We start from the raw sequence: 26,863 nt of genomic DNA, 5'->3' as shown, positions 1-26,863 counted from the left end.
AATGCTCCTTCAGAAATTGGATGAAATTATATGGCCATGTCATTTTTGACACTTTCCAAAAGGAACCAGCTTGGAGCACCTCAACATGCGCATCGGTCTGACATAATTCAAGAGTGAGATCCCCAATGCAAAGCCACTCGTCAAACCCATCCGCGGACCTGGCATACCAAAAAGCCATTCTGGGATCCGTATCACGGACCTTCGCCCTCACCATTCCACTCTTATCTCCCAGCATCGAAAAAGTAGTTGGAAATACCTATTTGCTCTGCCGCATTATCGACACGATTGAGGATGCAGCAGACTTAAGTGCACAAACCAAGCAATCACTCTCAGCGCTATTTTTGGATGCGGTACTAGAAAAGGCTCCTGTTGAAACTTTTGTTCAACCTTGCTTGGATGCACTTAAGAATTACAACAATCAAGATGAGCTAGATTTAATTGCTCATACGCCAACTGTTCTACGCATTTTGCATACTTGCTCAAGCAATGATCAAGAGGCAGTCAGTCGCTGCGTTTCTATCATGTCTGAAGGAATGTCTTATTTTCATGGCAAGCAAAATCAAGCAGGCCTGCAAAACCTCGCTGAGTTTGAAGAATATTGTTATGTAGTTGCTGGAGTAGTTGGCGAGCTACTAACAACCATCTTTGCCAACCATTCGCCCGCCTTTCAAGCACAAATAGCAGGGCATGAGGATTTAGCAATTGCATTTGGACAGGCGCTACAAATGACCAATATTCTCAAGGACTCACCGGAAGATAAGGCGCGCGGGGTGTCGTGGAAGCCAACTAATGTAAGCCAAGCAGATCTTCTAAAGATTGCTTATCAAAAACTACAAGACTCCCTACAGTACATTTTGTTGATTCCCAAACAAGAGCAGGGTATACGGCGATTTTGTTTTTTAGCATTTGGCTTGGCAGTCATGACTCTTGCCAGGATTGCCAATCGAAAAGAATTTGACGATAAGAATGAAGTAAAGCTTTCCAGGAAGACTGTAATGAGTTTCTATGGCTTTACAAAGTGGGCGGTTAAAACCGATTTTCTGATGAAGGCTTTTTTCTATCTCGGCAGTAAATCACTGACTAAATAAAGTTATAAAGCGCCTTCATGCTTTAAAAGCCAGATCTTAATTTGGCGATACAAGCCAGGTGAGTTTTCCTTCATGAAACCCCCAAGCCCTTGGGCAGATACAACTCGATGACAAGGGGCGATTAAGGGGTAGGGATTGGCGCCACATGCGGTCCCCACCGCCCGCGCCCCACTATTAATTTGTTTGGCCAACTCACCGTAAGTTTTTGTTTTACCAGTAGGTATGTCTTGAATGCTGGTCCACACTTTTCTCTGATGCTCAGTGCCCGCCGGTTTAGTAGGCAAGTCAAATTGCCAATGAGGATCCTTAAAGTACGCCTTGCACTGTCGTGCAACCTCTTTGGCCAACTGATTCTGCGGAACGATTAAAGCCGTATTTGCGGGTAAGTAGTCAATCCTGGAAAGCATCAAGCTACCCTCCACCAATTCAGTCCCAATGCCCAGACAGCCAAAAGGCGCCGCAACAACACAGTAGTTAGCGCTATTGAGGTTCAATGGTGATATTGAGGAAGCCATATCAGGTCATTCTTACACATATGCAAAGGGGAGATGACAGGGCTTTATTCCATAGCTATAGCCGACCAAATGCCACTTTGCTATATTGACTCATCCTTACTTTTTTCAGGCATACCTAATGGACACTTTTTTTGACGATTGGCCCCTTTATGGTCAAGTTGCTCTAGTCCTATTTTTACTAGCACTCTCTGGCTTTTTCTCGATGGCAGAAACCAGCATGCTGTCCTCCAATCGTCATCGCCTGCGCGCAATGGCTAACGGAGGTAACGCAGGCGCAGCACTTGCTGAAAGACTCTTAAAACGCATTGATTCCTTGTTATCAGTTCTACTAATTTCTAACAACCTGATCAATACAGTACTGCCTATTCTGGTAACGGGTATTGCCCTGCATATTTTTGGTGACAGCGGCCTTGTCCTTTCAATTGCTACTTTGGTAGTTGCCCTACTCATCATCATCTTTAGCGAGATTACCCCCAAGGTAATTGGTGCTGCATTCCCTGAGAAGATTGCCTCCAATGTGGGCTGGTTTATTTTGCCGCTTACTTTTGCGCTTAAACCCTTGCTTTGGTTTATCAATAGTTTCGTGTCTGGCTTGATGAAGGTATCTGGCTTGCAATCTTCTTCTGATAGTAGGGCTATGAGCAAAGAAGAGTTACGTAGCCTGGTTTTAGAATCAAACCGCTTTGTCTCCAATCATCACCGCAACATTCTGCTCAACTTATTTAACCTAGAAAATATTACTGTTGATGATGTGATGACACCGAGATCCAAAATTGAGGTTTTGGATCTATCGAGGCCCATTGATGAAGTAGTTGAACAACTGGAAACTTGCTATCACAACAAATTGCCAGTCTGCGACGGTGATTCTGAACGCATTGTCGGCATTCTCTCAGTCAAGAAAGCGTTGTCCTTATTGGGTGATACCGATCTAAAGCACGAAGATTTTAGATCTTTGCTCAATGAACCTTATTTCATCCCAAGTGGTACGCCCGTTCTACAGCAAATGCAATTTTTTCAAGATAACCAACAACGCTTAAGCCTAGTGGTGAATGAGTATGGTGAAGTTCTTGGCTTAGTGACCTTTGAAGATATTGTTGAAGAACTCATCGGCGAATTTACTACCTCTTTCTCGAATCTCTCTACGGATCCCCGCTGGCTTGATGATGGCACATATCTAGCAACGGGTAGTGCGTCCCTACGAGACCTCAATCGACTACTCAATCTGAATCTCCCCTTAGATGGACCGCGTACACTGAATGGCCTCATTCTTGAAAAACTCGAGGCCATTCCTGATCATGATGTGAGCATTCGTATTGCTGGAATTGTGATGGAAATCGTTCAGTTTAATGAGCATGGGGTAAAAACAGTGAGGCTATATCGCCCCGCTACGCTGGCTCAAGAAACAGATTGAGCGTTGTTGCTGATGACTCACTAATCATTCGCACCTGGTATGAAATCGCCGTACATGCCCTAGATGCAAGAGCAAGTGATATCCACATAGAAGCTGGGACGCTGGCTACAGTCGTCCGCATTCGGGTAGACGGCCTTTTGCAAAAGCAGTCGCACTACCCTATTGAGCTTCATGATCGCCTCATCACACGTATCAAAGTTCTTGCACGCTTAGATATTGCAGAAAAACGGCTCCCGCAAGATGGTCGCCTTTCCATAGGCCATGATTTTTCCAAACCCAATATTGATTGCCGAGTTTCGATTCTGCCGACCCTGCATGGAGAGAAAGCTGTTATTCGTATATTGCCAAGTTGCGTTGATGATCTTGATCTTTGTGAGATTGGCCTCCTCTCAAACCAATTGGAGATATTCCAGCGGGCACTTTCTCAACCCAATGGACTTATCTTGGTGACAGGACCAACAGGGTGCGGCAAGACTCGCACACTCTACAGTTGCCTTCATCAACTTAATCAAGATCATCGTAACCTTTGCTCCATTGAGGATCCCATTGAAATTCGTCTGGCGGGAGTCAACCAGGTTGCATATCACCCTAGAGCGGGTTTGGATTTTTCGACGATCATTCGCGCCCTACTTAGACAAGATCCTGATGTCATCATGATCGGGGAAATACGAGACACCGCTACAGCTCAGCTGGCTATTCAAGCAGCGCAAACTGGCCATCTAGTGCTCAGCACATTACACACCCGAAATGCTCGTGGAGCAGTTCCCAGACTTATAAACCTAGGGGTGGATCAGGAGTCTATTGCATCATGCCTCCTAAGCGTTAGCTCACAGCGTTTAGTGCGCAAAACTTGTCATCAATGCCTTGCGGAGAAAGCAATAGCCAAGCACCAATGCCCAGCGTGCAAAGGAAGTGGTTACTTTGGACGCATTGGTGTCCATGAGGTGTTAAGCAAGAGTCATCTATTTAACTTATCTACTTCACACATCAGCATGCGAGATGCAGGGTTGATTCATATAAAAGCAGGCCTTATCAATCAGACCTCTCTGGATGCAGAAGTAGGCGCATGGCATTAAGCAAACAGGACCAACTCCATTTTGCCGAGCAACTTTTAACGCTATTAGAGGCGGGCCTACCCCTCCTAAATGCAATTGAGCTGATTTATTCAACTGCCCCTAAAAGTTGGCTGATTTGGATTAGTGACATTTATAAGCAACTCAAAAGAGGGGAAAGTTTTTCTCAATGCTTGCGGTCCGAAAAAAATCTATTCTCAATGGAGTTCATTAATCTCATTCGTGTTAGCGAACGAACTGGCGACTTCAATTTAGCTCTGAAGACTATTTGCCAGCAACTCGAAGACCAAATTGAGTTGCGTCGAAAGATCCAACAAGCGATGAGCTACCCGATCATTACCTTAGCCAGCTCTTGCCTCCTCGTTATCGTCATGATGATCTGGGTTGTGCCAGTCTTTAAGGATGTTTTTGCTCATTTTCAAGCAGAGCTACCAGCGCCAACTAAAGCGTTGATTCAAGCATCGTCCTGGTTTGAAGAACTCTCTGTTGAAATAACTATAACCTTAGCCATCCTTGCCGGACTCTTTAGTCTTGCATGGATAAAACTTCCTGGGCTACAAAAATATTGTGATCGAATGAGTTTTACTGTTCCTATAGTTGGCCAACTACTGAGGTTAGCAACTCTTACCTACTGGTGCCGAACACTGGGTCATCTCCTGAAGTCTGGCTTACCCCTTCCAGACGCCCTTAGAGTCACTGCACAATCATCCAACCACTGGCTCAGCCATGATTTTAGTGCTGAAATATTCAAACACCTGACCCGCGGCTGGTCGCTTGGAGATGCGATAGTGAGAGCTGATCCCAAGCGCTTGCTATTTGATCTTGAGACATTACAACTATTACGAATTGCATCAGAAAGTGGTGCACTTGCTGAAATGCTTCAAAGACGCGCATCGATATTGGGGTCTCAATTAAGCAATCGACTCAACACCTTAAGTCAAAGCTTAGAGCCCCTATTAATTATTATTGTCGGGCTCATTATTGGAAGTCTAGTCATCATCTTGTACCTCCCCATCTTTAATCTAGGACAAATTGTTTAATGGGTATTGGTATATTCTCGATTAGGTCAGAATCCTTTGTCTGGTAACCATTTTCTTGCTATTACTGGCATCATTGAGTTGTTATGGCCATAGACCCTACAACCCCCTCTGCAAAACAAGCTAGCCTAGACAGTCTAAAAGGGCATGTGCCCTTTGTGGGTCTTACTGGGGGCATTGGCTCAGGGAAAACCGCTGTCAGCGATCTTCTTGCGCAATTGGGTGCTGGCATTATTGATACAGATCTCATTGCCCATCAAATCACCGCCCCAAATGGAGCAGCAATTCCTTTGATTCAAGAGCGGTTTGGTCCAGAATTTATTGACTCTAGCGGGGCGCTAGATAGAACGAAGATGCGTAGCCTAGTGTTTGCCGACCCCGAGGCGAGAAAAGCATTGGAGACAATTACCCACCCCCTTATTCGGGAAGAAACCATACGGCAGGCAATGGAACTGATCAATGCAAAGGTTCCTTATCTGGTTTTTGTAGTACCCCTGCTAATTGAGTCTGGGAACTGGCTATCCCTCCTGGATGACCTGGTAGTGGTGGACTGTCCAGAGGAAGTCCAAATTGAGCGAGTGATGCACCGCAGCAAATTACCCCGAAATGAAGTTGAAAGAATCCTTAAGGCTCAAGCCAACAGACAGGAGCGGATTGCCCATGCGAATGTGGTCATTGAAAACCAAGGCAGCTTAGCCGACTTACAAGCCCGAGTTTTAGAGTTGCACCAAAAAATCCTACAGAATCAGAAAGATCGCACCAGTTCGTCATAGAATATGGGCTTGTGATTGTCTATGAATACCCCTTCAATGAATTAGTTCGAAGCATGCTTCGGCTGGAGTATTTGTTCGCCCGCTTCAATCACTTTGTCCGCTCTGATGATCCTGAGTTACATCACAATGCCATCTCCATCTTGTTCGATCTTGGTGATATTGGCGCTCGTGGTGATATCAAATCTCTTTTACTCAAAGAATTTGAACGTCAAAAATATGCGCTCAATGGTTTGAAGTCATCACAAAAAGTTGATCAAGAAGCGCTCACACAAACTCTTTCTGAAATTGATGCCGTTGCTAGTGGCATCAATCAATCTGCAGGCAGGCCTAACTCTGCCATTACTGAGAGTGAATGGTTAAATGCCATTCGTACCAGATTAAATATTCCGGGCGGCACTAGCCCGATTGATTTGCCGAGCTATCACGCCTGGAAAAATAGCCCCACACAAGAACGTCGTGGGTTACTGGAAAAATTTGTCGCCCCACTCTTGCCATGGCATGAAGCATGTCAGTTATTTTTAAGACTGCTTCGTCAATCCGGCGAAGCTAAGGATGTAGTCGCACACAACGGATCTTTTCAGCAAGCACCCTCTGGAAAGGTTTACCAGTTAATGCGGATCGCTGTCGAAGATGACGCTTTATTTTCAGAAATTAGCGCCAACAAATATTTACTCTCCGTGCGCTTCTTAAGGTCTGAGCGAGATAAAAAAGCACAGCTAGTGAATGCCGATGTTCCGTTCAAACTCACTCTCTGCCAGCTTTAACTTAAAGACCTTCTAAGGCACTCCAGCATTGGCCATGCGGCTGGTAGCAAAGGTTCCACGCTAGGCGATTCTGAAGTTATCGATTCCCAAGATAGGGCCTGCCCTTCACAACCTCTAGGGGTACCCGACCAATCCCTAATAATGCTTACATATAGACGAACATATGCGTGTGGATAGTCATGCTCAAGGACGGTTAACTCTTCACTAGTGCGAATATCAATGCCAAGTTCTTCTTGCAGTTCTCGTTGAAGCGCCTGAAAAACGGTCTCCCCTTTTTCAACTTTTCCACCTGGCACTTCCCAGTAACCAGCGTAAGGCTTGCCTTCAGGTCTTTGCCCGAGAAGATAGCGCCCTTCAGAATCAATTAATATTCCTGCCGCAACAACAGTAATCGGGCGATTAATTTCACTCATTAGCAAATTAACTTAAGACTTTGATCCAGCCCAGTGCTTAGCAAATTGCCAAGCAACGCGACCCGAACGTGAGCCACGCTCCAAAGCCCATACCAAAGCTTCTGCACGCGCCGCGTCAATTTGTGAGGCACTTAATCCAAAATGCTGCAACCAATGTGCGACGATTGCTAAATACTCATCTTGTTTTGGTGGATAAAAAGACAACCAAAGACCAAAGCGCTCCGATAAAGAGATCTTCTCTTCAACTACTTCGCCAGGATGAATTTCTCCATCGTCGTTATGAACATAGCTCTCGTTATCCTTCATGTACTCTGGCAATAAATGACGGCGATTAGATGTCGCGTAAATCAAAATATTGTCGACTTGGGCAGAAACTGAGCCATCCAAGGCTGATTTCATCGCTTTGTACCCAGACTCGCCGTCCTCAAACGACAAATCATCACAAAAAATGATGAAGCGCTCCGGGCGTTCAGCCAAAAGCTCAGTAATGTCAGCCAAATCAGCCAATTGTTCTTTTTCAACCTCAACTAAACGTAAGCCCTGACCCGCGAACTCATGCAAGCTAGCCTTAATGAGAGAAGACTTACCTGTTCCCCTGGCACCCGTCAGCAAAATATTATTTGCCGGCTTTTTCTGGATAAAGTTTTTAGTGTTATTGCGTATCGCATCGCGCTGACGATCAATATTCTGCAAATCTTCGAAAGTGATATCGGACACATGCTTTACTGGCTGCAAGAATCCAATGCTGCCAAAAATACTATCGCGACGACGCCATCTAAATGCTGTTGATGACTTCCATTGCTCTTCCGTTAACGGCTTTGGCAAAAAAGTATCAAGGTGGTCTAAAAGACGGTCCAATTTTTCATTCATATTTCTAGCGGTCTTTTATGAGCGGTAATCTGCGTTAATAGAGACGTAGTCATGTGACAAATCACAAGTCCACATGGTGTGAGTTGCGTTGCCACGACCCAAGTCAATCTTGATGGTGATCTCTGGGGCTTGCATTACTCGCTGGCCATCAACTTCTTGATAGTCAGGATTGCGCCCACCATTCTTAACAACCCACACATCACCTAACCACATTTGCACATGGTTTACATCTAAATCTGTAATGCCTGCATAGCCAATCGCCGCAAGAATACGTCCTAAGTTAGGGTCACTAGCAAAGAAGGCTGTTTTTACCAAAGGTGAATGTGCAACCGCCTTGGCGACTAAGCGGCATTCTTCAAGGGTCTTGCCACCAAGAACCTCAATCGTCATAAATTTAGTTGCGCCTTCGCCATCACGCACAATCATTTGCGCCAACTTTCTAGCTAGAACAATTAGTGCATCCCGCAAGACAGCATAGCTAGGATCGCTTACTGAATTAATTAGTGCTGCAGACTGACCCGTCGCCATAATGATGAAAGAGTCATTGGTTGAAGTATCACCATCAATAGTGATGGCATTAAATGAGAGGTCAGCGATCTCACGAGTTAGATTACCCAAGAGTCCCGGAGCAAAACCAGCATCAGTCGCTATGAACCCGAGCATGGTTGCCATGTTTGGGTGAATCATGCCAGCGCCTTTGCAGATACCAGTGATAGTTACTTTTCCTACAGGCGTGTCTACTGTCATTGAAGTTGCTTTAGGCTGCGTATCGGTAGTCATGATCGCTTCAGCCGCATCAAGCCAGTTGTCCTCGCCTAGGTTAGCTACTGCCTTAGGCAATGCATTAATGATTTTTTCGATCGGAAGCGGCTCCAGAATCACGCCCGTTGAGAAAGGCAAAATCTGCTCTGGATGAAGATGGAGATCTTTAGCTAGTGCTGCACAGGTTTCCAAGGCATGCTTCATGCCAGACTCACCAGTCCCAGCATTGGCATTACCGGTATTGACTACCAGAGCCCGAATTTCACCATTGCGGCCTTCTTGCGCTAAATGCTCACGGCAAACTTGCACAGGGGCAGCGCAGAAACGGTTCAAGGTGAAAACACCAGCCACCTGGGAACCAGGAGCCAAAGTCATTACCAATACATCTTTACGATTTGCCTTTTTAATTCCAGCTTCAGCAATGCCCATTTCAAAGCCTTTAACAGGCTTGAGTTCGGCTTTTTGGGGGAGAGGTAAGTTAACTGTCATGATTTGACAATTGTAGATGAGGCTCAAAAACAAAGCGCGCCTTCTAAGCGCGCTTTGTTGAGTGGCCACTTGTTACAAGGACTATGCCTTAATTGGCAGTTCCCGGATCCGCTTGCCAGTTGCCGCAGCGATTGCATTTACTAGGGCTGGGGCTACTAAAGGCACGCCAACCTCACCCAAGCCACCCGGTTTCTCTTGACTTGGCACCAAATGTACCTCAACTACAGGTACTTGATTCTGTCGCAAACTAGGGTAGCTATTGAAGTTAGTCTGCTGAACTCGGCCATTCTCAATCGTAATTTCATTGCTTAAAGCTGCGCTCAAGCCATAAATCACGCCGCCAGTAAGTTGAGCTCTCGCCTGGTCAGGATGTACCGTAATTCCACAGTCAGAAACAAAAGTAATTTTCTTAACTTTAGTATCTTTGGCCGTAGGATCCAATTCAAGTATGCAAGCAGAATAAGTGTCATAACACTCCATCTGCGCTACACCAAAACGCTTACTGCCAGGAACGTATCCAGACTTTTTCACCGCCAACTCAAGGACAGCTTTTGCACGAGGGTGTTTACTTAAAGATGCCATCCGATATGCAACAGGATCTTTGCCAGCAGCTTTGGCTGCTTCATCCACAAAACTCTCAATTGCAAATGCATTGAGTGCATTACTAACTGAACGCCAATAGCCCACTCGAAGTCCGGTATCAGTAATCACGTTGGTGATTTCTAGATTGGGTATTTCGTAAGTAATATTGTTGGAACCCTCAACCATGAATGGATCAAAACCATCTTTCACAAAGCCAGGGAAGGCTCGTGCAGTCACTGATTGGGAAACCATTTTGGCCTTTAAAGAAGTCAATTGGCCATCAGCCCCCAAGACACCCTCTACGTTATGAATACTCATTGGACGGTAGAAGTCATGAGTAATGTCATCCTCCTTGGTCCATAGCATCTTCACCGGCATTCCAGCCGCTTTAGAAATTTCTGCAGCCTGACGAATGAAGTCCAGCTCCAATTTACGACCAAATCCACCACCTAAGAAGGTTGTCTCAATCGTGACATCTTCCAGCTTAACACCGGCTGCCGCTGCAGCGACTGCTTGCCCACCTTGTTGGAACTGAATTGGTCCAATGATTTTGCATTTGCTATTAGATACATCTGCAGAACAGTTCACAGGCTCCATTGTGGAGTGAGCCAAATACGGCAAAAAATATTGGGCGCTAAGTGGCTTACCATTAGCAAAGACAGCATTAGGATTGCCAACCGTTTTAATCACAGCGCCTTTTTTAGATAAACCCTCTTCCAATGACTTCCGAACAACAGCATTGTTCAGGTTCACATTGGAACCTTCATTCCAGGCAATCTTCAGCGCATCTCTACCCTTGCGCGCCGCATAAAAATCTTTAGCCAATACCGCGACACCATCAGAAATCTGGACAACTTTAATTACTCCAGATATTTTCATTGCAGCGGAAGCATCAAAGGATGTAGGTACGCCTCCTATAACAGGGCATTGTGCTAAAGATGCAATCGCCATTCCCGGAATCTTCACATCAATTCCATAAACCGCTTTGCCAGCAACTTTACTTGGCGTATCCAAACGACGCATTGTTTCTTTGCCAATCACCATAAAATTCGCAGGAGACTTTAGTGCTGGCTTTTCTGGAAGAGGTAACTTAGCAGCATCTGCAGCCAGTTCGCCATAAGTGGCTGACTTACCACTCGAATGCATTACTTTCCCATTCATTGCCCTACAGTTGGCTGCAGCAACATTCCAACGTTGAGCTGCAGCCTGCACCAGGACGGCACGAGTTGCAGCGCCAGCAGTTCGTAACTTATCAAAAGCTTCGCGAACTGAAGTTGAACCGCCGGTAATTTGACCACCTAACATCGTATTGATATAAACAGGAGCTACTCCAGCAATCTCAACCTGAATCATAGAGAGGGGCAAATTTAATTCCTCAGCTAGCAATGCTGGCAAGGAGGTATATACGTCCTGCCCCATCTCTGAGCGTGCACAAATTAAAGTTATTTGATTATTGGGAGAGATTTGTATCCAAGCATTAGCCAAAACTGGCATAGCGGCATCGCCAACAGCTGCTTGACTTGTTAGGGGAAGGTACATCCCAACAACTAGTGCACCAGTCAATGCAGAACTTTGCTGAATAAATTGACGGCGACTGCTATTTTTTAAAGATTGATTTTTCATTTGATCTTTATCCCTTAAGCCAATTTATCTGCAGCGCGTTTTACTGCTTTTTCAATGCGAGAATAAGTTCCGCAGCGACAAATATTTCCGCTCATTGCATTTTTAATATCATCGCTACTGGGCTGTTTTTTCTTTGCCAATAAATCAGCCGCAGACATCATTTGCCCAGTCTGACAATATCCACACTGAGGCACATCAAACTCTATCCAAGCGTCTTGAAGCGCCTTTCCAACCTTTGCAGCCAAACCCTCGAGCGTAGTAACCGACTTGCCTCCTGCAGCAGATACAGGGGTAGAGCAAGAACGGATGGCGGCACCCTCTAAGTGAACGGTACATGCACCACAAAGTCCTGCGCCACAGCCATACTTTGGGCTGGTCACATCTAAATGGTCACGTAAGACCCAGAGAATAGGCGTTTCAGGATCTCCATCGAAATTGACAGCTTTACCATTAAGTGTGAAAGAAATGGCCATAACGCCCCCTTAATTAGATTTGAAATTTTGAAAACGAAGTAAATTTTTTGCACTTACAAATCATGACAGATCTACAGAATATGAGGGAGTTCTGATAATTAGGGATTCCACCAAGAAAAATGGCTCAGAGTGAACTAAGCCATTTCATCACTATCGAATGAGAGCTTTTACTCTATGCTAACGCACCGCAACAATTCTTATACTTCTTACCACTGCCGCAAGTACAGGGATCATTACGACCAACCTTCGGTCCAACTCGTGTAGCCGCCGGCTGAATATCAATAGCAGCACCACGATCACCTGTTGATCCAGCAACCTCTTTCTCAGGATCTGCATGTTGATACTGAACATCCGAAAGTTTTGCCAAATCCTCATTTATTGACTCTGAGGCCTGATCCAGCTCGCTCGCACTTCGAATCTGTACAGTCATGATGCTTTTCACAACATCATTCTTAATAACACCAAGCAACTCGCCATACAGCTCAAAAGCTTCGCGACGATATTCCTGCTTAGGATCCTTCTGCGCATAACCCCTCAGATGAATACCTTGACGCAAATGATCCAAGGCAGCCAGATGCTCACGCCAATGACTATCTAAGCTATATAGAAGAACTGAGCGTTCGAAACCAGCAAAAGACTCGCGTCCGGAAAGTTCCACCTTCGCATCGTAGGCATCTTTAGCGGCCTGCAATACGCGCTCAACAATTTCTGCATCATCTACTGTCTCAGCACCTTCAACCCAATTTCTCAGATCGATCGTCAGACCCCATTCACTAGCTAGGACATTTTCTAATCCAGCTAAGTCCCACTGTTCCTCCATAGACTCCAAGGGAACATAAACCGAGCAAACCGAACGCAAGACATCTTCACGCAAATTGGCAATTAACTCACCAATATCAGCGCTCTCAAGCACTTCATTTCTGAGGCGGTAAGTTTCTTTACGCTGATCATTAGCAACGTTGTCATATTCAAGTAATTGCTTACGAATATCAAAGTTACGGCCCTCAACCTTGCGCTGTGCAGACTCAATAGAACGAGTCACCATTCCAGCTTCAATCGGCTCACCGTCTGGCATCTTGAGTCGATCCATCACAGCACGTAAACGATCGCCTGCAAAAATGCGTAAAAGCGCATCATCTAATGAAAGGTAGAAGCGAGAGGAGCCAGGATCACCCTGACGACCTGAACGGCCTCTTAACTGATTATCAATACGACGGCTCTCGTGACGTTCGGTGCCAATGATGTGCAATCCACCAGCCTCCAAAACTTGATCATGAATACCCTGCCACTCATCCTGCAATTGTTTAATCTTGGCTGCCTTATCAGCATCAGAAAGCGTGTCATCAGCTTCAATTAAGGATGACTGCTTGCCTACATTGCCACCCAAAACAATGTCAGTACCACGACCCGCCATATTGGTAGCAATCGTGATCATTTTTGGACGACCAGCTTGTGCAATGATTTCCGCCTCACGCGCATGCTGCTTCGCATTCAAGACTTGGTGCGGCAATTTGCGCTGATCCAACAAGTTAGCAATCAATTCAGAGTTTTCAATCGAAGTGGTACCCACCAATACTGGCTGGCTACGCTCATAGCAATCTTCAATGTCTTTAATAACCGCGTCATAGCGCTCCTGAGAAGACTTATAGATCTGATCTTGCTTGTCTTTTCTTTGGCTAATGCGATTTGGAGGAATCACAACCGTTTCTAAGTTATAGATTTCTTTAAATTCATATGCCTCTGTATCAGCAGTACCAGTCATGCCGGCCAACTTGCCATACATGCGGAAATAATTTTGGAAAGTGATAGTAGCTAAAGTCTGATTCTCATTCTGAATCTGCACTCCCTCTTTAGCCTCAACAGCCTGATGTAATCCATCAGACCAACGACGACCTTGCATCAAACGGCCAGTAAATTCATCTACGATGATGACTTCGCCATTTTGAACAACGTAATGTTGATCGCGGTGATAAAGAGAATGTGCACGCAAAGCTGCATACACGTGGTGCATTAACGTAATGTTTTGTGGCGCATAGAGAGAATCACCATCGTTGAGCGCTCCAAGCTGAACTAATACATTTTCGGCCTTGTCATGACCTTGCTCTGTCAAATAAACCTGCTGCGACTTCTCGTCTACCCAGTAGTCGCCCGGCTTTTCAACGCCAGAACCGTCGGCCTTCTCTTCTCCAATTTGACGCTCTAAGTGAGAAGGTAGGGCATTAATCTTGATATAGAGATCAGTGTGATCTTCTGCCTGACCAGAGATGATTAAGGGTGTACGAGCCTCATCAATCAAAATAGAGTCAACTTCGTCAACAATTGCATAAGCTAAACCACGCTGTACACGCTGATCCAAATCCTGAACCATGTTGTCGCGCAAGTAATCGAAACCAAATTCGTTATTGGTGCCGTAAGTAATATCAGCGGCATAAGCCTCTTGCTTAGTAGTGTGATCCATTTGGGATAAGTTCACGCCTACCTTCATGCCTAAGAAGTTATACAACTTGGCCATCCACTCAGCATCACGCTGCGCTAAATAATCATTGACCGTTACAACGTGCACACCTTTGCCAGTCAAAGCATTTAAATAGACTGGAAGAGTTGCTGTTAATGTTTTTCCCTCGCCTGTACCCATCTCGGCAATCTTGCCTTGATGCAAGGCTAAGCCGCCCAAAATCTGCGCATCAAAGTGGCGCATCTTCATCACGCGTGTACTAGCCTCGCGAACTACCGCAAAAGCTTCGGCTGCGATGTCGTCCAAGGACTCACCGCCAGCAAGACGTGACTTGAATTCTGCAGTTTTTGCAGCAAGAGCAGCATCATCCAAAGATTGCAGGCTCGCTTCAAAAGCGCCGACCTTGGCAACGACTTTGCGATACTGTTTTAAGAGGCGGTCGTTACGACTGCCGACCAGGGTTTTAAGAAGACCGATTACCATGGGATATTGAAGAAAATTAAGTCCTTGAGTTTATCACCCGTAACCCCATTTTCTATGAACTTTGCTCCTAAACCGTCCCGCAAGCACAAAGCCCATGACTGGATGGATTACCTGCGAGAATCCGATGGTCTAGGGGAAATTTTGGCCAAAACTGAGGATCTAGCCAAACTCAAGACGATTATTAACGCAGCACTGACAAAGCTTGATTTAGGGCATCTGTGCTCAAAAATAGAAGCTGGATGGCGCTCAGGCTCGCAAGATGAGCTGTTCTTACTGGTCAGCAGCGCCAGTATCGCAACCCGCTTACAGCAAATATTACCTAGCTTAATCAATGAGTTAACTAAAACTGGGCTGTCCTGCAAGGCAGTAAAAGTACGCGTGAAACCGGCCCCGCCTGCATGGGAGGTTAAACCCCGTTTAGCTACTCAGCGCGAGAGACCACAAGGACTAAATGAGGTCGCCAAAAAGTCTTGGGAGTCACTATTGGAGAAATTAGACCCAGACTCAGGTTTGCGCTCTTCTATCGAGAAACTGCTCAAAAACAAACCAAAGTAGCCAAAGATCACTTCAGCCCACTTAGTGCCACTTAAAAAAAGAGGGGTTGGCTTTCCTGAGAATAGGCTGCCGGAGCTTTATTTTCAGCAAAGGAGCTGATTTCATAAGCACTTGGATCTTCCAAAAGCTTACGTAAAAGTGCGTTATTGAGGGCGTGACCTGACTTCTCAGCAATATAAGCCCCAACAATAGGATGGCCAATAAGGTACAGATCGCCAATCGCATCCAAGATTTTGTGGCGCACAAATTCATCTTCATAACGAAGCTCTTCGTTATTCAAAATTCGATGCTCGTCCAAAACAATCGCGTTGTCCAAACTACCGCCACGAGCTAACCCCATTTCGCGTAATGCCTCTACTTCATGCGCAAATCCAAATGTACGTGCGCGACCAATTTCACTGCGGTAAGCTTGTTCTGCAAAATCCACCACAAACCGTTGGCCAGTTTTATCAACAGCTGGATGCTTAAAGTCAATCGTGAAGTCCAACTTAAAACCAAAGAATGGCTCTAAGCGCGCAAGCTTGTCACCTTCGCGAACCTCTACTGGTTTTTTAATCACCACAAATTGACGTGGCGCATCTTGCTCTGCAATACCAGCAGATTCGATTAAGAATAAGAATGAAGCGGCACTACCATCCATGATGGGCACTTCTTCCCCATCAAGCTCAATAAATAAATTATCAAGGCCAAGACCCGCACAAGCTGAAAGCAGATGCTCTACAGTAGAAACACGGACGCCATCCTTTTGAATAACCGAGGCAAGTCTTGTGTCACATACAGCTAAAGCTGTTGCAGGTATAACCGACTGTTCAGGCGTATCTACTCTAACAAATTGAACCCCTGAATTTACTGGTGCAGGCTTAATAGAAATCGTCACCTTGCGACCAGAATGCAAGCCAATCCCCACGGTCTTAACCGGAGTGGCGATAGTGCGTTGCTTCATCATGTTTAGATTTCTAAATTCAGGGGGTGTTAGTTATTTAAATAAATCGAATTACAGCTTTTTGAGAATAGAAGCGGCATCACTCACTTCAAACTTACCAGGAGCTTCGCGGTCTAATGACTTCACAACGCCATCTTCAATAATCATGGCATAGCGATCTGAACGAACACCAAAACCTCGAGCTGTTAAATCCAACTCTAGACCCAACTTTTTGGTGAACTCCGCACTACCATCGCCCAACATGCGAATTTTCTTGCCAACCTTTTGATCGCGTCCCCATGCACCCATTACAAATGGATCATTTACAGAAACACACCAAATCTCATCAACGCCCTTGGCTTTAATCGCATCAAAATGCTCGACGTAACCAGGTACATGCTTTGCTGAGCATGTCGGTGTAAATGCACCAGGCAATGCAAACAACACAATCTTTTTTCCAGCTGCAATCTTTTCAACTTCAAAAGCATTTGGCCCTAAGGAGCAGCCTTCGCTCTCTTCATTCATAAACTCATAAAGAGTAGCGTTAGGTAATTTTTGTCCAACTGCAATCATGACATCTCCAATAAATAATTGTTAGTAAGCATGCCAACGCAAGCGCGGGATTCGTCGTCCGGAGGGGCGCCGCGCTGGCATTACGCAATTAACTATTGTATTAAGCAGTCAATTAATCTGCTTGCTTACGTAAAAAGGCTGGAATTTCATAGTAATCAGCCCCTTTATCCAACATGGATTTAGCCTGAGGAGAACTATCTGCACCTAATGTAGGCGCAGGAGTCGCTTCGCGAGAGCTACGAAAAACTCGCGGCAAATCATACTGGCTATAGTCAACGCCAGTACTTGCTGGTTGAGCCGCCATTGCTGGAGCACTACCAGATCCAGTTAAGGCTAAACCCGCGCTAGTACTTAACGGTGAGTCCAAGCTCACTTTACTCATTGCCGCTGATGCACTGGCAGGAGCAAAGCTATTGAGGTCTGCCATCGTCGGCATTGCATCATGCGTACCAGTAGCCTGTCTCCAAACTACTTCAGGCTGGTTGTTTTTACGAGCCTGAGGATTGTTCAAGCCTGTAGCAACAACCGTTACACGTAATGCATCACCTAAGGTCTCGTCATACACAGTACCGAAAATGACGGTTGCGTCATCGGCGGCATAACCACGAATCGCCGCCATAACTTCACGAGTCTCAGACAACTTTAATGAACGGCTAGCAGTGATATTCACCAATACGCCACGTGCACCAGATAGATCTACGCCTTCGAGCAACGGTGATGCAACTGCAGCTTCAGCCGCTAAGCGCGCACGATCCATGCCAGAAACAGTAGCTGTTCCCATCATGGCTTTACCTTGCTCACCCATGACTGTTTTCACATCTTCAAAGTCAACGTTAATTAAACCTTGAACATTGATGATTTCAGCGATACCAGATACTGCGTTATGCAACACATCATCTGCGCAAGCAAATGCTTTGTCGAACTCAGCATCTTCACCCATCACTTCAAAGAGTTTCTCGTTGAGCACAACAATCAGTGAATCTACATAAGATTCGAGTTCAGCGGCCCCATTTTCTGCAACCTTTAAGCGCTTCACACCCTCAAAATCGAAGGGCTTGCTAATCACACCAACGGTTAGGATACCCATTTCTTTGGCTACTTGAGCCACGATTGGGGCTGCCCCAGTTCCCGTTCCGCCACCCATACCTGCAGTGATAAATACCATGTGTGCACCTTGCAAGGTATCGGCAATACGTGCACGAGCCTCTTCAGCTGAAGCTGCACCGATTTCTGGTTTAGCCCCCGCACCCAATCCGCTAGAACCCAGTTGCAAATTCACAGATGCTTCCGAACGCTGCAAAGCGCCCGCATCGGTGTTCATGCAAATGAACTCTACGCCGTTAACACCGCGACGGATCATGTGCTGGACAGCATTGCCACCAGCGCCACCGACTCCAACCACTTTAATAATGGTCTTGCCAGCTGTTTCTTGATCTAACATTTCAAATTCCATATACCCTCCTAGGTAAATACGTACTACATTGACGACGACGAAAAAACCTTAAAAATTTCCTGCAAACCATTCCTTCATGCGCGAGATAACACCTTGCAACGCGCCAGATTGAGAAACGCGACGGCCCCGGAGCAATTGCGCTTGGCCTTCCATCAGCAAACCTATACTGGTGGCATATCTTGGGCTACGTAAAACCTCATGCAAATGTCCACGATATTCAGGCGTACCAATTCGAGCGGGACGCAAAAAGACTTGCTCAGCCAACTCCACCATGCCAGGCATTAATGCAGTGCCACCGGTTAAAACGATTCCTGAAGAAACCATGTCTTCATAGCCAGAGTCACGCACTACACCTCTTACTAAGGTAAATAACTCTTCAACACGAGGCTCAATGACTGCTGCCAGAGCCTGCTTTGACATAGGGCGTGGCTCACGATCACCAACACCAGGTACATCAATCATGGCAGCCGGATCGGCCATCTCTTGACGAGCAATACCATGAGCAATCTTTAAATCCTCGGCATCAATCGTTGGGGTGCGTAATGCCATAGCAATGTCATTAGTAATTTGATCGCCTGCAATTGGAATAACCGCGGTATGACGAATTGAACCTTGACAGTAAATTGCAATATCGGTTGTACCGCCACCAATATCAACCAATACAACGCCAAGCTCTTTTTCATCTTCAGTTAACACCGCTAAGCTTGAAGCCAAAGGTTGCAATATCAAATCATTTACTTCGAGACCACAACGACGTACACACTTCACAATATTTTGTGCAGCGCTAACGGCCCCAGTAACAATGTGCACCTTTACTTCTAAGCGCAGGCCACTCATACCAATTGGTTCTCGTACATCTTCCTGACCATCAATAATGAATTCTTGAACGAGGATGTGCAGAATCTGCTGATCGGTTGGAATATTGATTGCTTTTGCCGTCTCCAGAACACGCTCAACGTCTCCAGAGCCAACCTCTTTATCACGAATGGCAACCATGCCACTGGAGTTAAAACTCACAATATGGTTACCAGCGATACCTGTAAATACTTGCACGATCTGGCGATCAGCCATTACCTCAGCCTCTTCAAGCGCCTTCTGAATCGACTGAACAGTTGCTTCAATATTGACTACAACCCCCTTCTTTAGTCCTTTGGATGCAGTTTGGCCAACACCAACCACATTGAATTGACCGTCAGGAGCTAATTCAGCAACCAAGGCTACAACCTTGGAAGTTCCAATATCTAAACCAACCAAAATATCGCGATTGTCTTTACTCATTAACATTCCTCATTGCTTCAACTCACTTTTTCTGCCGTCTACATCATTCTTTTTCACACTTGCAGAAGCAAGATGAACTGCAAAACCATTTGCATATCGCAAATCGACTGCATCTACTCGATTTGTCCACTTCTCTTGCACTTGTGGCCAATACTTAAATAAGCGCGCAACACGCTCTTCCGTTAAATTTTTATCGGAGCTTTCTTCATCACGCCCAAACTCAACCTTCATCCCATTGGAAAGCCTTACATGCCATGCATAGCGCTCAGTAAGAGCAAGGCTAATTACCTCTGCGCCCCACGGCTTAAACCAATTGTTAGCTTTGTCATAAAGACTCATGACTTCTTTACCAGCATCTGCAGGGCCTGAAAAATCAACAATGCGTACATCGTCACCGACTTCCGATACACGCCCAGTAAAGAGTTCACCATGGGTATTCATGAGGGTGTGACTTTCAGCGCCACCCCATGTGCCAAAAGGTTTCTGCTCTTCAATACTCACCACCAATCCATTTGGCCAGACACGACGGACATTCGCATGCCTGACCCAAGGCATGCTTTCAAAACCACGCTTTACATCTTCCAATCGAACACTAAAGAAATTACCTTGCACCGTTTCTAATACCTGCTGCTTCACGATGGGCTTATTAATATGTTTTAGTACTTGACCAGCAACTGGTTCAATTTGAATTTGCTTCAAAGCAAATACTGGGCGCTGACTAAGCCAAACCAAGATACCAATCACTAGCATTACGGTAAAGCAACGCATCAACAAACGACTCAACTTCTCCATCCGCTCCGAATGATTCCAAAGCGGAGACATCAGCATCGAGAAAATTTCACCGAAACGGTCCATGAAGTTACTCATGCAGGAACGCCCTCTTTTTGCCGCAATGTTTGACTTAGTATCCAAAGCACTAAGTCCGCATACTCAATGCCAGCAGCTTTAGCAGCCATAGGCACCAAAGAATGAGAAGTCATGCCAGGGGAAGTATTCATCTCCAGTAAGTAGGGCTTACCAGTCTTTTGATCCAACATCACATCCGCACGTCCCCAGGTACGACAACCCAATGCTTTATATGCAGCCAAGGCTAATTCCTGAACAACTGCATTGACTTCAGGTGCAAGTCCAGTCGGGCACAGGTACTGAGTTTCGTCAGAGAAATATTTATTATGAAAATCGTAATTTGCTTGTGGTGGAATAATTTTGATCACCGGCAAAGCTTCTGCCGCCATACCCTGACCAACCAATGGGCAAGTTAACTCGTCACCAATGATGCAAGTCTCGGCAATCACTTTTTTATCCAATCCAGCAGCTAGCTTATAAGCAGCCGGCAACTCATCTACTGATTTAACTTTTGTTAAGCCTAAAGAAGAGCCCTCATGGGCAGGCTTCACAATTAATGGCAAGCCCAAATGCTGGACAACCGCATTCCAATCGCTATCAGTCGTTAACTCTTCGTACTCAGGTGTAGCGAGTCCATTACTAATCCAGACTTGCTTAGTCACAATCTTGTCAATTGCTAAAGCAGAAGCTAACACACCACTGCCGGTATATGGAATACCTAATAATTCCAATAGGCCTTGAATAGTTCCATCTTCACCATAGCGACCGTGCAAAGAAATGAATATGCGATCAAAATTTTCTTTGGCTAATTCGGTAGGGCAACGCAAACCTGTATCAAATCCATGGGCATCAACCCCTTTTGAGCGCAAAGCCTCTAATACACCATTACCAGACATAAGAGAGATTTCTCTCTCACCAGATTTACCGCCTAGCAATACGCCAACGCGACCTAAAGAATTGAGGTCCAAACTAGCTAAGCTGGACTTAACGCGATCACCCCAAGAACTCAAATTAGCACCTACCTTAGACATTCTTTGCCTCCGACAGCGTATGTGGCAAAGCAGAAATTGATCCTGCACCCATTGTGATTAATACATCTCCATCTTTTAAAACTTGACTCAATATTTCTGGCATGTCCACAACATTTGCAGCATAGGCAACCGCACTCGTATTTAATAAGGTTTTGGAGTTCTTATCTTCAGCAATAGCAGCTTTCATTAAGCTTTTGCTATCAGCGCCTGGAATTTTTGCTTCGCCTGCTGGATATACGTCGGTCAATACCAAGGCATCAAAATTTTTGAGAACTTGAACAAATTCACCGAAGCAATCGCGAGTTCTAGTGAAGCGATGTGGCTGAAATGCCAAGACTAAGCGACGATCTGGGTAAGCGCCTCTCGCTGCAGCTAGCGTTGCAGCCATCTCAACAGGATGATGTCCATAATCATCGATCAAGGTAAAGCTTCCACCAGACGCTAGAGGAATTTCTCCATAACGCTGGAAGCGACGGCCAACACCGCCAAACTCAGACAGCGCTTTGATAATTGCTTCGTCACCAACGCCCAGCTCTGTCGCAATCCCAATAGCAGCCAAGGCGTTGCAAACGTTATGCAAACCAGGCAAGTTCAGTGTGACGTTTAACGGTCCAGGTTTATTGCCATGTCTACGTACAGTACGTCGGTCAACCGTGAAGTGCATCTGAGTGCCTTCTGCACGAACATTGCTTGCGCGAATATCGGCATCCTCTGATAAGCCATAACGCAGTACCGGCTGAGATACAAATGGAATAATGTCGCGCACATTGGCATCATCAATGCAAAGTACTGCTACGCCATAAAACGGCATGCGTTGAATAAACTGCACAAATGCTTGCTTCAAGCGGGCCATATCGTGCTGATAGGTATCCATATGATCAGCATCGATATTAGTCACTACTTCCATTGCAGGGAATAACTGCAAGAAAGAGGCATCTGATTCATCCGCCTCAACAACAATAAAATCACCTCGTCCCAGGCGTGCATTGGCACCAGCTGAATTGAGCTTGCCACCAATCACAAATGTCGGATCCAGGCCACCTTCAGCTAAAACTGATGCTACTAAACTAGTAGTAGTTGTTTTGCCGTGCGTTCCAGCAATTGCAATACCTTGCTTGAGGCGCATTAACTCACCCAACATCACCGCACGCTGAATCACTGGAACCTTCGCTGCGCGTGCAGCTAAAACTTCCGGGTTATTGCCTGCAACGGCAGTAGATATCACTACAGCCTCGGCAGTACCAATATTTTTGGGGTCATGACCAATATGAATTAGCGCGCCCAATTCTCTAAGACGCTTAGTGACTGCACCATCAGCCAAATCTGATCCTGAAACTTGATAGCCCAAGTTGAGCAGTACTTCAGCAATACCGCTCATGCCAGCACCACCGATACCGATAAAGTGAATTTGCTGAACGATATGTTTCATATGCCTACCCCTGCACAGTCTGCACACACTTCAGCTACTCGCTGAGTAGCGTGTGGTTTTGCTAAGGCATGCGCACGCAATGCCATCTCTTTTAATTCTGTACGATTTAAGTTTTGAATCATCATTGCTAAATCCTGTGGATTTAGCAGTTGCTGTGGCAATAAAACCGCGGCATTGGCGCTTGATAAAAACTGTGCATTCGCAGTTTGATGATCATCAATTGCAAATGGAAAAGGAATAAGGCAAGACGCAACACCACAAGCTGCAATTTCAGAAACCGTCATAGCACCTGAGCGACAAATTACTAAATCAGCCTGTGAATACGCAGCAGGCATGTCATCAATAAAAGGGCGAATATCTGCTGTTACAGCTAAGTCGGAATATCGTTTTTGCAGATCTGCTAAATGCTTAACGCCCGCCTGATGAATTACTTTAGGGCGTGACTCCACTGGTATTAATGCCAGAGCAGCAGGAATATTTTCATTTAAGGCTGCGGCACCCAAGCTACCGCCTACTACCAATATAGATAAAGGCCCCTGACGCTGTTCATAACGAACTGAAGGCAAAAGCATATGATCGAATTCTTCACGAATAGGATTGCCTACCCACTCAGCGCGTTCCATTGTTTCTGGAAATCCAGTGAGAGTCCGCATAGCAATCTTGCTTAATGCCCGATTCGCGCTACCTGCAACTGAATTTGATTCATGCAAAACCAAGGGGCGCTTCAAAAACTTAGTGACTAAACCGCCAGGGAATGTAATATAACCACCCATTCCTAAAACAACATTCGGCTTTACTCGGCGCATAATTTTCCAGCTTTGAAAACATGCCCGTATAAGGTTGATAGGCAGCATCAACTTTGCCTTTAATCCCTTGCCACGTAGACCGCCAAATTCAACTGACTCAAAAGGAAAATCGCAAGATTTGACGAGGCGATATTCCATGCCAGCTTGGTTACCCAACCAAGAAACATTCCAACCGCAAATCCGCAAATATTCGGCAACAGCAAGGCCTGGGAAAATATGCCCACCAGTACCACCGGCCATCACCAAAATTGAGGGTTTTGTCACAGCTTCCCTCCACGCATGAGGATGCGGTTTTCAAAATCAATACGCAACAACATCGCAACAGCTATAGCATTCATCAAAATTCCAGAGCCGCCATAACTTACCAAAGGTAAAGTCAAACCTTTCGTTGGAAGAAGCCCCAGATTCACGCCCATATTGATAAAGGCCTGCCAACCAATCCAAATTGCAACGCCCTTAGCGGCCAGTCCTGCAAAGCTGCGGTCTAGTTGCAAAGCAGTGCGGCCAATTAAGAAGGCTCGACGTACGATCCAATAAAACAAGAAGATCATGACTACTACACCAACAAAGCCTAGCTCTTCACCAATTACTGCCATGATGAAATCGGTATGCGCTTCTGGTAAGTAGTGTAGTTTTTCCACGCTACCGCCAAGACCTGTTCCAAACCATTCACCACGGCCAAATGCCATTAGTGAATGAGTTAATTGATAGCCCTTATTAGCAGCATTGTCGACTTGCCATGGATCCATAAAAGCCAACATACGTCCACGACGAAATGGAGAGAGTGCAATCATGGTTGCGCCACTCATCAGACCAACGGCAATCAAACCACCAAATAACTTGGCATTAATGCCGCCCAAAAAGAGAATGCCAAATGCAATCAAGGCGACCACTACGAATGCGCCCATATCAGGCTCAGCCATCAGCAAACCGCCCACCAGAGCAACCGCAATGCCCATGGGCAACATGCCCTTAACAAAGGAGTGAAGATATTCCTGGCGCTGGACGGTATAGCTTGCCGCAAAAATCACTGCAGCAAATTTCATCAACTCGGATGGTTGAAAGTTCATCAAGCCCAACGGAATCCATCGCTTAGCGCCATTCACCCCTTTACCCACTCCAGGAATCAAAACCGCAATGAGTAATAAAACAGTAAATCCAAAAATCACTGGCGAATAACGATCCCAGACCTTAGTAGGTATCTTAAAAGTCCAGATTCCAACACCAATCGCAATCGCCAAAGAAATTACGTGACGAATCAGGAAAAAATTACTACTGTAGTTAGCGTACTTAGGCCCATCGGCCAAAGTAATTGAGGCGGAGTACACCATCACTAGACCAATTAACATCAGCGAAAGAATTGCCCATACGAGTAACTGGTCATAATCCATCATTCTTGAACGGGTTTGCTCTACACCTGACACAGCATCTCGCAAGCCAGTTCGGAAGTTATCAATCCCACCGCGGGAAAAACTCCAGAAGCGATTTAGTCCAAGGCGATTTTCAGGAAATAATTTCTCTTTTAAGTTCATGCCTGAACTCCATCAAATTGCATTCCCAACTCTTCAACTTCTGCAGCAAATACTTGAGCTCGCTCAACATAATCACGGAACTGATCTAAGCTTGCGCATGCGGGAGATAGTAGAACTAAATCTCCTGATACCGCTTTAGCTGCCGCTGCCTGTACTGCGGACTTCAGATCACCGCAATGCACGCTCTGAATATCGATGCCTAGGGCCTGACCTATTGCTGCACCATCCTTACCAATTAAGAAGGCGCCTTTAACAAAACGTAAAGCTGGTTCACGTAATGGGCTGAAATCTTGTCCTTTACCCTCACCGCCAGCTATTAACCAAATTCGTTTCCCTGATTCGTTGTTACCTAGACCATTTAATGCAGCAACAGTAGCGCCAACATTGGTACCTTTACTATCATCCACATACTCAACGTCTCTAACGATCGCAATGCTTTGTACACGATGTGGCTCGCCATGGTAATCACGTAAGCCATGCAACAGTACATTCATCGGTAAATTAGCAGCACGCGCTAAGGCAAGCGCAGCTAAGGCATTTAATGCATTGTGACGACCGCGAATTCTGAGAGCATCGGCTGGAATCAAGCGCTTGAGTCTTAATGGCTCATCCTCCTCAACGACTGCAGACTTTCGACGACGCTTAGGTTTAGGCTCAACATCTTCATCTACTTCGGCCCACACCAGCCAATCAATTCCACCTGCACGTAAGTCATGCTCTATACCAAAAGCACCTTGCTCGTCTGGACGGTTAGAGCCAAAAGTCACAATCGATTTATTTGCTTTTTGCTCTTCAGAAAGCAAACCCATCACAATAGAATCATCACGATTCAGAATACATACCGTATCAACACCAAAAATCCTTGACTTTGCATCTGCGTAAGATTGCATATCACCGTGCCAATCCAAATGGTCTTGGGTAACATTCAGGATCGTTGCTGCAGTTGCATTGAATGTATGGGTATAGGTCAATTGGAAGCTAGATAGCTCTAGCACCCATATGTCTGGCATATCTACAACGTGATCTGCCAGATCCAAGCAACTCATGAGCTTTTCTAGGGCAGCTGGACTAATGTTTCCTGCTACGGCCACTTTCTTGCCAGCACGCTCACAGAGCTGTCCGGTTAATGCAGTAGTGGTTGTTTTTCCATTGGTGCCGGTAATTGCCAATACTGCAGTGTTATAGCCAGATTCTTCCGCCTGAGCCATGCGACTTAACGAAGAAATAGCTCTAGCAAAAAATTCAATCTCGCTCCAAACATCAATTTCAGCCTCTTCAGCCTTAGCCAAAAAAGACTGAGTAGGCTCTTGTAGTGGCGATAAACCTGGGCTAATGCCAATTACATCAATATTTTTGAGCAAGTCATCACCCAAAGGACCAAAACAAATATCTTTGAGTCCAGCAATTCGGAGTTCTTCTAACCAAGCATTTTGACGTTCAGTGAATGTTGATTGGTCTCGCGTATCCGCTAAACGTAGCTCTGCGCCATTGCGTAAGCACCACTTAGCCATAGCCACGCCAGACTCACCCAATCCCAATATCAGGAATCGGTGTGGTGCTTGATAGCCTTCATCAGCCATAAAGGCTGAATTTGCAAAGGTGTTTTCTAAGATCAACATATTTACTT

24 protein-coding genes are annotated in these 26,863 nt (G+C 45.6%); 7 read left to right on the top strand and 17 right to left on the bottom strand.

Annotation, left to right across the window (positions count from 1 at the left end):
* The first annotated feature begins 125 nt into the window (after positions 1 to 125).
* On the top strand, positions 126 to 1,088 hold the full coding sequence (locus ICN33_RS05325) for a phytoene/squalene synthase family protein (protein WP_216195137.1): 963 nt from the start codon (positions 126 to 128) through the stop codon (positions 1,086 to 1,088).
* Positions 1,089 to 1,090: 2 nt separating this feature from the next.
* Here ICN33_RS05325 and ICN33_RS05320 read toward each other — a convergent pair whose 3' ends face one another.
* On the bottom strand, positions 1,091 to 1,603 hold the full coding sequence (locus ICN33_RS05320) for a methylated-DNA--[protein]-cysteine S-methyltransferase (protein ID WP_216195135.1): 513 nt from the start codon (positions 1,601 to 1,603) through the stop codon (positions 1,091 to 1,093).
* A 118-nt stretch (positions 1,604 to 1,721) separates the two neighbouring features.
* On the opposite strand from ICN33_RS05320, the gene ICN33_RS05315 reads away from it, so the two are divergent.
* The 5 genes from ICN33_RS05315 (at position 1,722) to zapD (ending at position 6,661) form a co-directional block, all read left to right on the top strand.
* A complete protein-coding gene (locus tag ICN33_RS05315) occupies positions 1,722 to 3,014 on the top strand; it encodes an HlyC/CorC family transporter (RefSeq protein ID WP_216195133.1) in 1,293 nt (430 codons plus the stop codon).
* Positions 3,011 to 4,090, top strand: a complete 1,080-nt coding sequence (locus tag ICN33_RS05310) for a GspE/PulE family protein (protein ID WP_216195131.1) — start codon at positions 3,011 to 3,013, stop codon at positions 4,088 to 4,090. Before ICN33_RS05315 ends, ICN33_RS05310 begins: the two co-directional genes overlap by 4 nt.
* Positions 4,081 to 5,127: a type II secretion system F family protein gene (locus tag ICN33_RS05305; RefSeq protein ID WP_216195129.1), complete on the top strand. Its 1,047-nt coding sequence runs from the start codon at positions 4,081 to 4,083 to the stop codon at positions 5,125 to 5,127. The genes ICN33_RS05310 and ICN33_RS05305 overlap by 10 nt, the downstream gene beginning before the upstream one ends.
* Positions 5,128 to 5,210: 83 nt before the next feature.
* Positions 5,211 to 5,897 carry a dephospho-CoA kinase gene (coaE, locus tag ICN33_RS05300; protein WP_216859646.1) on the top strand — a complete coding sequence of 229 codons (687 nt, stop codon included), beginning with the start codon at positions 5,211 to 5,213 and terminating at the stop codon, positions 5,895 to 5,897.
* Between the two features lie 11 nt (positions 5,898 to 5,908).
* Complete coding sequence (zapD, locus tag ICN33_RS05295) at positions 5,909 to 6,661, top strand: cell division protein ZapD (RefSeq protein WP_216195126.1); 753 nt, start codon at positions 5,909 to 5,911, stop codon at positions 6,659 to 6,661.
* On the opposite strand, the gene ICN33_RS05290 is transcribed toward zapD, so the two are convergent.
* The 6 genes from ICN33_RS05290 to secA form a co-directional block, all read right to left on the bottom strand.
* Positions 6,658 to 7,074, bottom strand: coding sequence for an NUDIX domain-containing protein (locus tag ICN33_RS05290; RefSeq protein WP_216195124.1), 417 nt, complete (start codon positions 7,072 to 7,074; stop codon positions 6,658 to 6,660). The two genes, zapD and ICN33_RS05290, sit on opposite strands and share 4 nt — an antisense overlap.
* Positions 7,075 to 7,086: 12 nt before the next feature.
* The gene (locus ICN33_RS05285) at positions 7,087 to 7,944 is read right to left on the bottom strand and encodes an ATP-binding protein (RefSeq protein ID WP_216195122.1); all 858 of its coding nucleotides are present in this window, start codon (positions 7,942 to 7,944) and stop codon (positions 7,087 to 7,089) included.
* A gap of 15 nt (positions 7,945 to 7,959) precedes the next feature.
* Positions 7,960 to 9,195 (bottom strand): bifunctional glutamate N-acetyltransferase/amino-acid acetyltransferase ArgJ, encoded by a 1,236-nt coding sequence (gene argJ, locus ICN33_RS05280; RefSeq protein WP_216195121.1) that lies wholly within the window; start codon positions 9,193 to 9,195, stop codon positions 7,960 to 7,962.
* A gap of 81 nt (positions 9,196 to 9,276) precedes the next feature.
* Positions 9,277 to 11,400 (bottom strand): xanthine dehydrogenase family protein molybdopterin-binding subunit, encoded by a 2,124-nt coding sequence (locus ICN33_RS05275; protein WP_216195119.1) that lies wholly within the window; start codon positions 11,398 to 11,400, stop codon positions 9,277 to 9,279.
* Positions 11,401 to 11,414: 14 nt separating this feature from the next.
* On the bottom strand, positions 11,415 to 11,873 hold the full coding sequence (locus tag ICN33_RS05270; RefSeq protein ID WP_216195117.1) for a (2Fe-2S)-binding protein: 459 nt from the start codon (positions 11,871 to 11,873) through the stop codon (positions 11,415 to 11,417).
* 172 nt (positions 11,874 to 12,045) lie between these two features.
* Complete coding sequence (secA, locus tag ICN33_RS05265; protein ID WP_216195115.1) at positions 12,046 to 14,811, bottom strand: preprotein translocase subunit SecA; 2,766 nt, start codon at positions 14,809 to 14,811, stop codon at positions 12,046 to 12,048.
* Between the two features lie 24 nt (positions 14,812 to 14,835).
* Here secA and ICN33_RS05260 point away from each other — a divergent pair, with 24 nt between their 5' ends.
* Positions 14,836 to 15,366 carry a hypothetical protein gene (locus ICN33_RS05260; RefSeq protein WP_255530665.1) on the top strand — a complete coding sequence of 177 codons (531 nt, stop codon included), beginning with the start codon at positions 14,836 to 14,838 and terminating at the stop codon, positions 15,364 to 15,366.
* A 31-nt stretch (positions 15,367 to 15,397) separates the two neighbouring features.
* Here the strand turns inward: ICN33_RS05260 and lpxC are convergent, their stop codons facing one another.
* The 10 genes from lpxC to murD form a co-directional block, all read right to left on the bottom strand.
* Entirely contained in the window at positions 15,398 to 16,312 is a 915-nt protein-coding gene (lpxC, locus tag ICN33_RS05255; protein WP_216195113.1) for a UDP-3-O-acyl-N-acetylglucosamine deacetylase, read from the bottom strand.
* A 48-nt stretch (positions 16,313 to 16,360) separates the two neighbouring features.
* Positions 16,361 to 16,861 (bottom strand): peroxiredoxin, encoded by a 501-nt coding sequence (locus ICN33_RS05250; RefSeq protein ID WP_216195111.1) that lies wholly within the window; start codon positions 16,859 to 16,861, stop codon positions 16,361 to 16,363.
* A 112-nt stretch (positions 16,862 to 16,973) separates the two neighbouring features.
* A complete protein-coding gene (ftsZ, locus tag ICN33_RS05245; protein ID WP_216195110.1) occupies positions 16,974 to 18,314 on the bottom strand; it encodes a cell division protein FtsZ in 1,341 nt (446 codons plus the stop codon).
* 48 nt (positions 18,315 to 18,362) lie between these two features.
* Positions 18,363 to 19,592: a cell division protein FtsA gene (ftsA, locus tag ICN33_RS05240; protein ID WP_216195108.1), complete on the bottom strand. Its 1,230-nt coding sequence runs from the start codon at positions 19,590 to 19,592 to the stop codon at positions 18,363 to 18,365.
* A 9-nt stretch (positions 19,593 to 19,601) separates the two neighbouring features.
* Positions 19,602 to 20,459: a cell division protein FtsQ/DivIB gene (locus tag ICN33_RS05235; RefSeq protein WP_216195106.1), complete on the bottom strand. Its 858-nt coding sequence runs from the start codon at positions 20,457 to 20,459 to the stop codon at positions 19,602 to 19,604.
* Positions 20,456 to 21,469 carry a D-alanine--D-alanine ligase gene (locus ICN33_RS05230; RefSeq protein WP_216195104.1) on the bottom strand — a complete coding sequence of 338 codons (1,014 nt, stop codon included), beginning with the start codon at positions 21,467 to 21,469 and terminating at the stop codon, positions 20,456 to 20,458. The genes ICN33_RS05235 and ICN33_RS05230 overlap by 4 nt, the downstream gene beginning before the upstream one ends.
* A complete protein-coding gene (gene murC, locus ICN33_RS05225) occupies positions 21,462 to 22,898 on the bottom strand; it encodes a UDP-N-acetylmuramate--L-alanine ligase (protein WP_216195102.1) in 1,437 nt (478 codons plus the stop codon). Before murC ends, ICN33_RS05230 begins: the two co-directional genes overlap by 8 nt.
* Complete coding sequence (murG, locus tag ICN33_RS05220; protein WP_370623229.1) at positions 22,895 to 23,968, bottom strand: undecaprenyldiphospho-muramoylpentapeptide beta-N-acetylglucosaminyltransferase; 1,074 nt, start codon at positions 23,966 to 23,968, stop codon at positions 22,895 to 22,897. The genes murC and murG overlap by 4 nt, the downstream gene beginning before the upstream one ends.
* A complete protein-coding gene (gene ftsW, locus ICN33_RS05215; RefSeq protein WP_216195100.1) occupies positions 23,965 to 25,236 on the bottom strand; it encodes a putative lipid II flippase FtsW in 1,272 nt (423 codons plus the stop codon). Before ftsW ends, murG begins: the two co-directional genes overlap by 4 nt.
* Positions 25,233 to 26,855 carry a UDP-N-acetylmuramoyl-L-alanine--D-glutamate ligase gene (gene murD / locus ICN33_RS05210; RefSeq protein ID WP_370623228.1) on the bottom strand — a complete coding sequence of 541 codons (1,623 nt, stop codon included), beginning with the start codon at positions 26,853 to 26,855 and terminating at the stop codon, positions 25,233 to 25,235. Before murD ends, ftsW begins: the two co-directional genes overlap by 4 nt.
* Between the last annotated feature and the right edge of the window lie 8 nt (positions 26,856 to 26,863).

It is taken from the genome of Polynucleobacter sp. UB-Tiil-W10, from assembly GCF_018881605.1.
GTDB lineage: Bacteria > Pseudomonadota > Gammaproteobacteria > Burkholderiales > Burkholderiaceae > Polynucleobacter.
Note: the sequence above shows the minus strand (reverse complement) of the source record. Positions and strands in the feature narration are given on the sequence as shown.

Coding starts and splice junctions, on each gene's coding strand:
- murD (WP_370623228.1), bottom strand. CDS start 26,855: ATGTTGATCTTAGAAAACACCTTTGCAAATTCAGCCTTTATGGCTGAT.
- ICN33_RS05315 (WP_216195133.1), top strand. CDS start 1,722: ATGGACACTTTTTTTGACGATTGGCCCCTTTATGGTCAAGTTGCTCTA.
- ICN33_RS05305 (WP_216195129.1), top strand. CDS start 4,081: ATGGCATTAAGCAAACAGGACCAACTCCATTTTGCCGAGCAACTTTTA.
- ICN33_RS05325 (WP_216195137.1), top strand. CDS start 126: ATGCAAAGCCACTCGTCAAACCCATCCGCGGACCTGGCATACCAAAAA.
- murC (WP_216195102.1), bottom strand. CDS start 22,898: ATGAAACATATCGTTCAGCAAATTCACTTTATCGGTATCGGTGGTGCT.
- secA (WP_216195115.1), bottom strand. CDS start 14,811: ATGGTAATCGGTCTTCTTAAAACCCTGGTCGGCAGTCGTAACGACCGC.
- ICN33_RS05275 (WP_216195119.1), bottom strand. CDS start 11,400: ATGAAAAATCAATCTTTAAAAAATAGCAGTCGCCGTCAATTTATTCAG.
- ftsA (WP_216195108.1), bottom strand. CDS start 19,592: ATGAGTAAAGACAATCGCGATATTTTGGTTGGTTTAGATATTGGAACT.
- ICN33_RS05230 (WP_216195104.1), bottom strand. CDS start 21,469: ATGTCTAAGGTAGGTGCTAATTTGAGTTCTTGGGGTGATCGCGTTAAG.
- ICN33_RS05290 (WP_216195124.1), bottom strand. CDS start 7,074: ATGAGTGAAATTAATCGCCCGATTACTGTTGTTGCGGCAGGAATATTA.
- ICN33_RS05320 (WP_216195135.1), bottom strand. CDS start 1,603: ATGGCTTCCTCAATATCACCATTGAACCTCAATAGCGCTAACTACTGT.
- ICN33_RS05285 (WP_216195122.1), bottom strand. CDS start 7,944: ATGAATGAAAAATTGGACCGTCTTTTAGACCACCTTGATACTTTTTTG.
- coaE (WP_216859646.1), top strand. CDS start 5,211: ATGGCCATAGACCCTACAACCCCCTCTGCAAAACAAGCTAGCCTAGAC.
- ftsW (WP_216195100.1), bottom strand. CDS start 25,236: ATGAACTTAAAAGAGAAATTATTTCCTGAAAATCGCCTTGGACTAAAT.
- ftsZ (WP_216195110.1), bottom strand. CDS start 18,314: ATGGAATTTGAAATGTTAGATCAAGAAACAGCTGGCAAGACCATTATT.
- argJ (WP_216195121.1), bottom strand. CDS start 9,195: ATGACAGTTAACTTACCTCTCCCCCAAAAAGCCGAACTCAAGCCTGTT.
- ICN33_RS05270 (WP_216195117.1), bottom strand. CDS start 11,873: ATGGCCATTTCTTTCACACTTAATGGTAAAGCTGTCAATTTCGATGGA.
- ICN33_RS05235 (WP_216195106.1), bottom strand. CDS start 20,459: ATGAGTAACTTCATGGACCGTTTCGGTGAAATTTTCTCGATGCTGATG.
- ICN33_RS05250 (WP_216195111.1), bottom strand. CDS start 16,861: ATGATTGCAGTTGGACAAAAATTACCTAACGCTACTCTTTATGAGTTT.
- lpxC (WP_216195113.1), bottom strand. CDS start 16,312: ATGATGAAGCAACGCACTATCGCCACTCCGGTTAAGACCGTGGGGATT.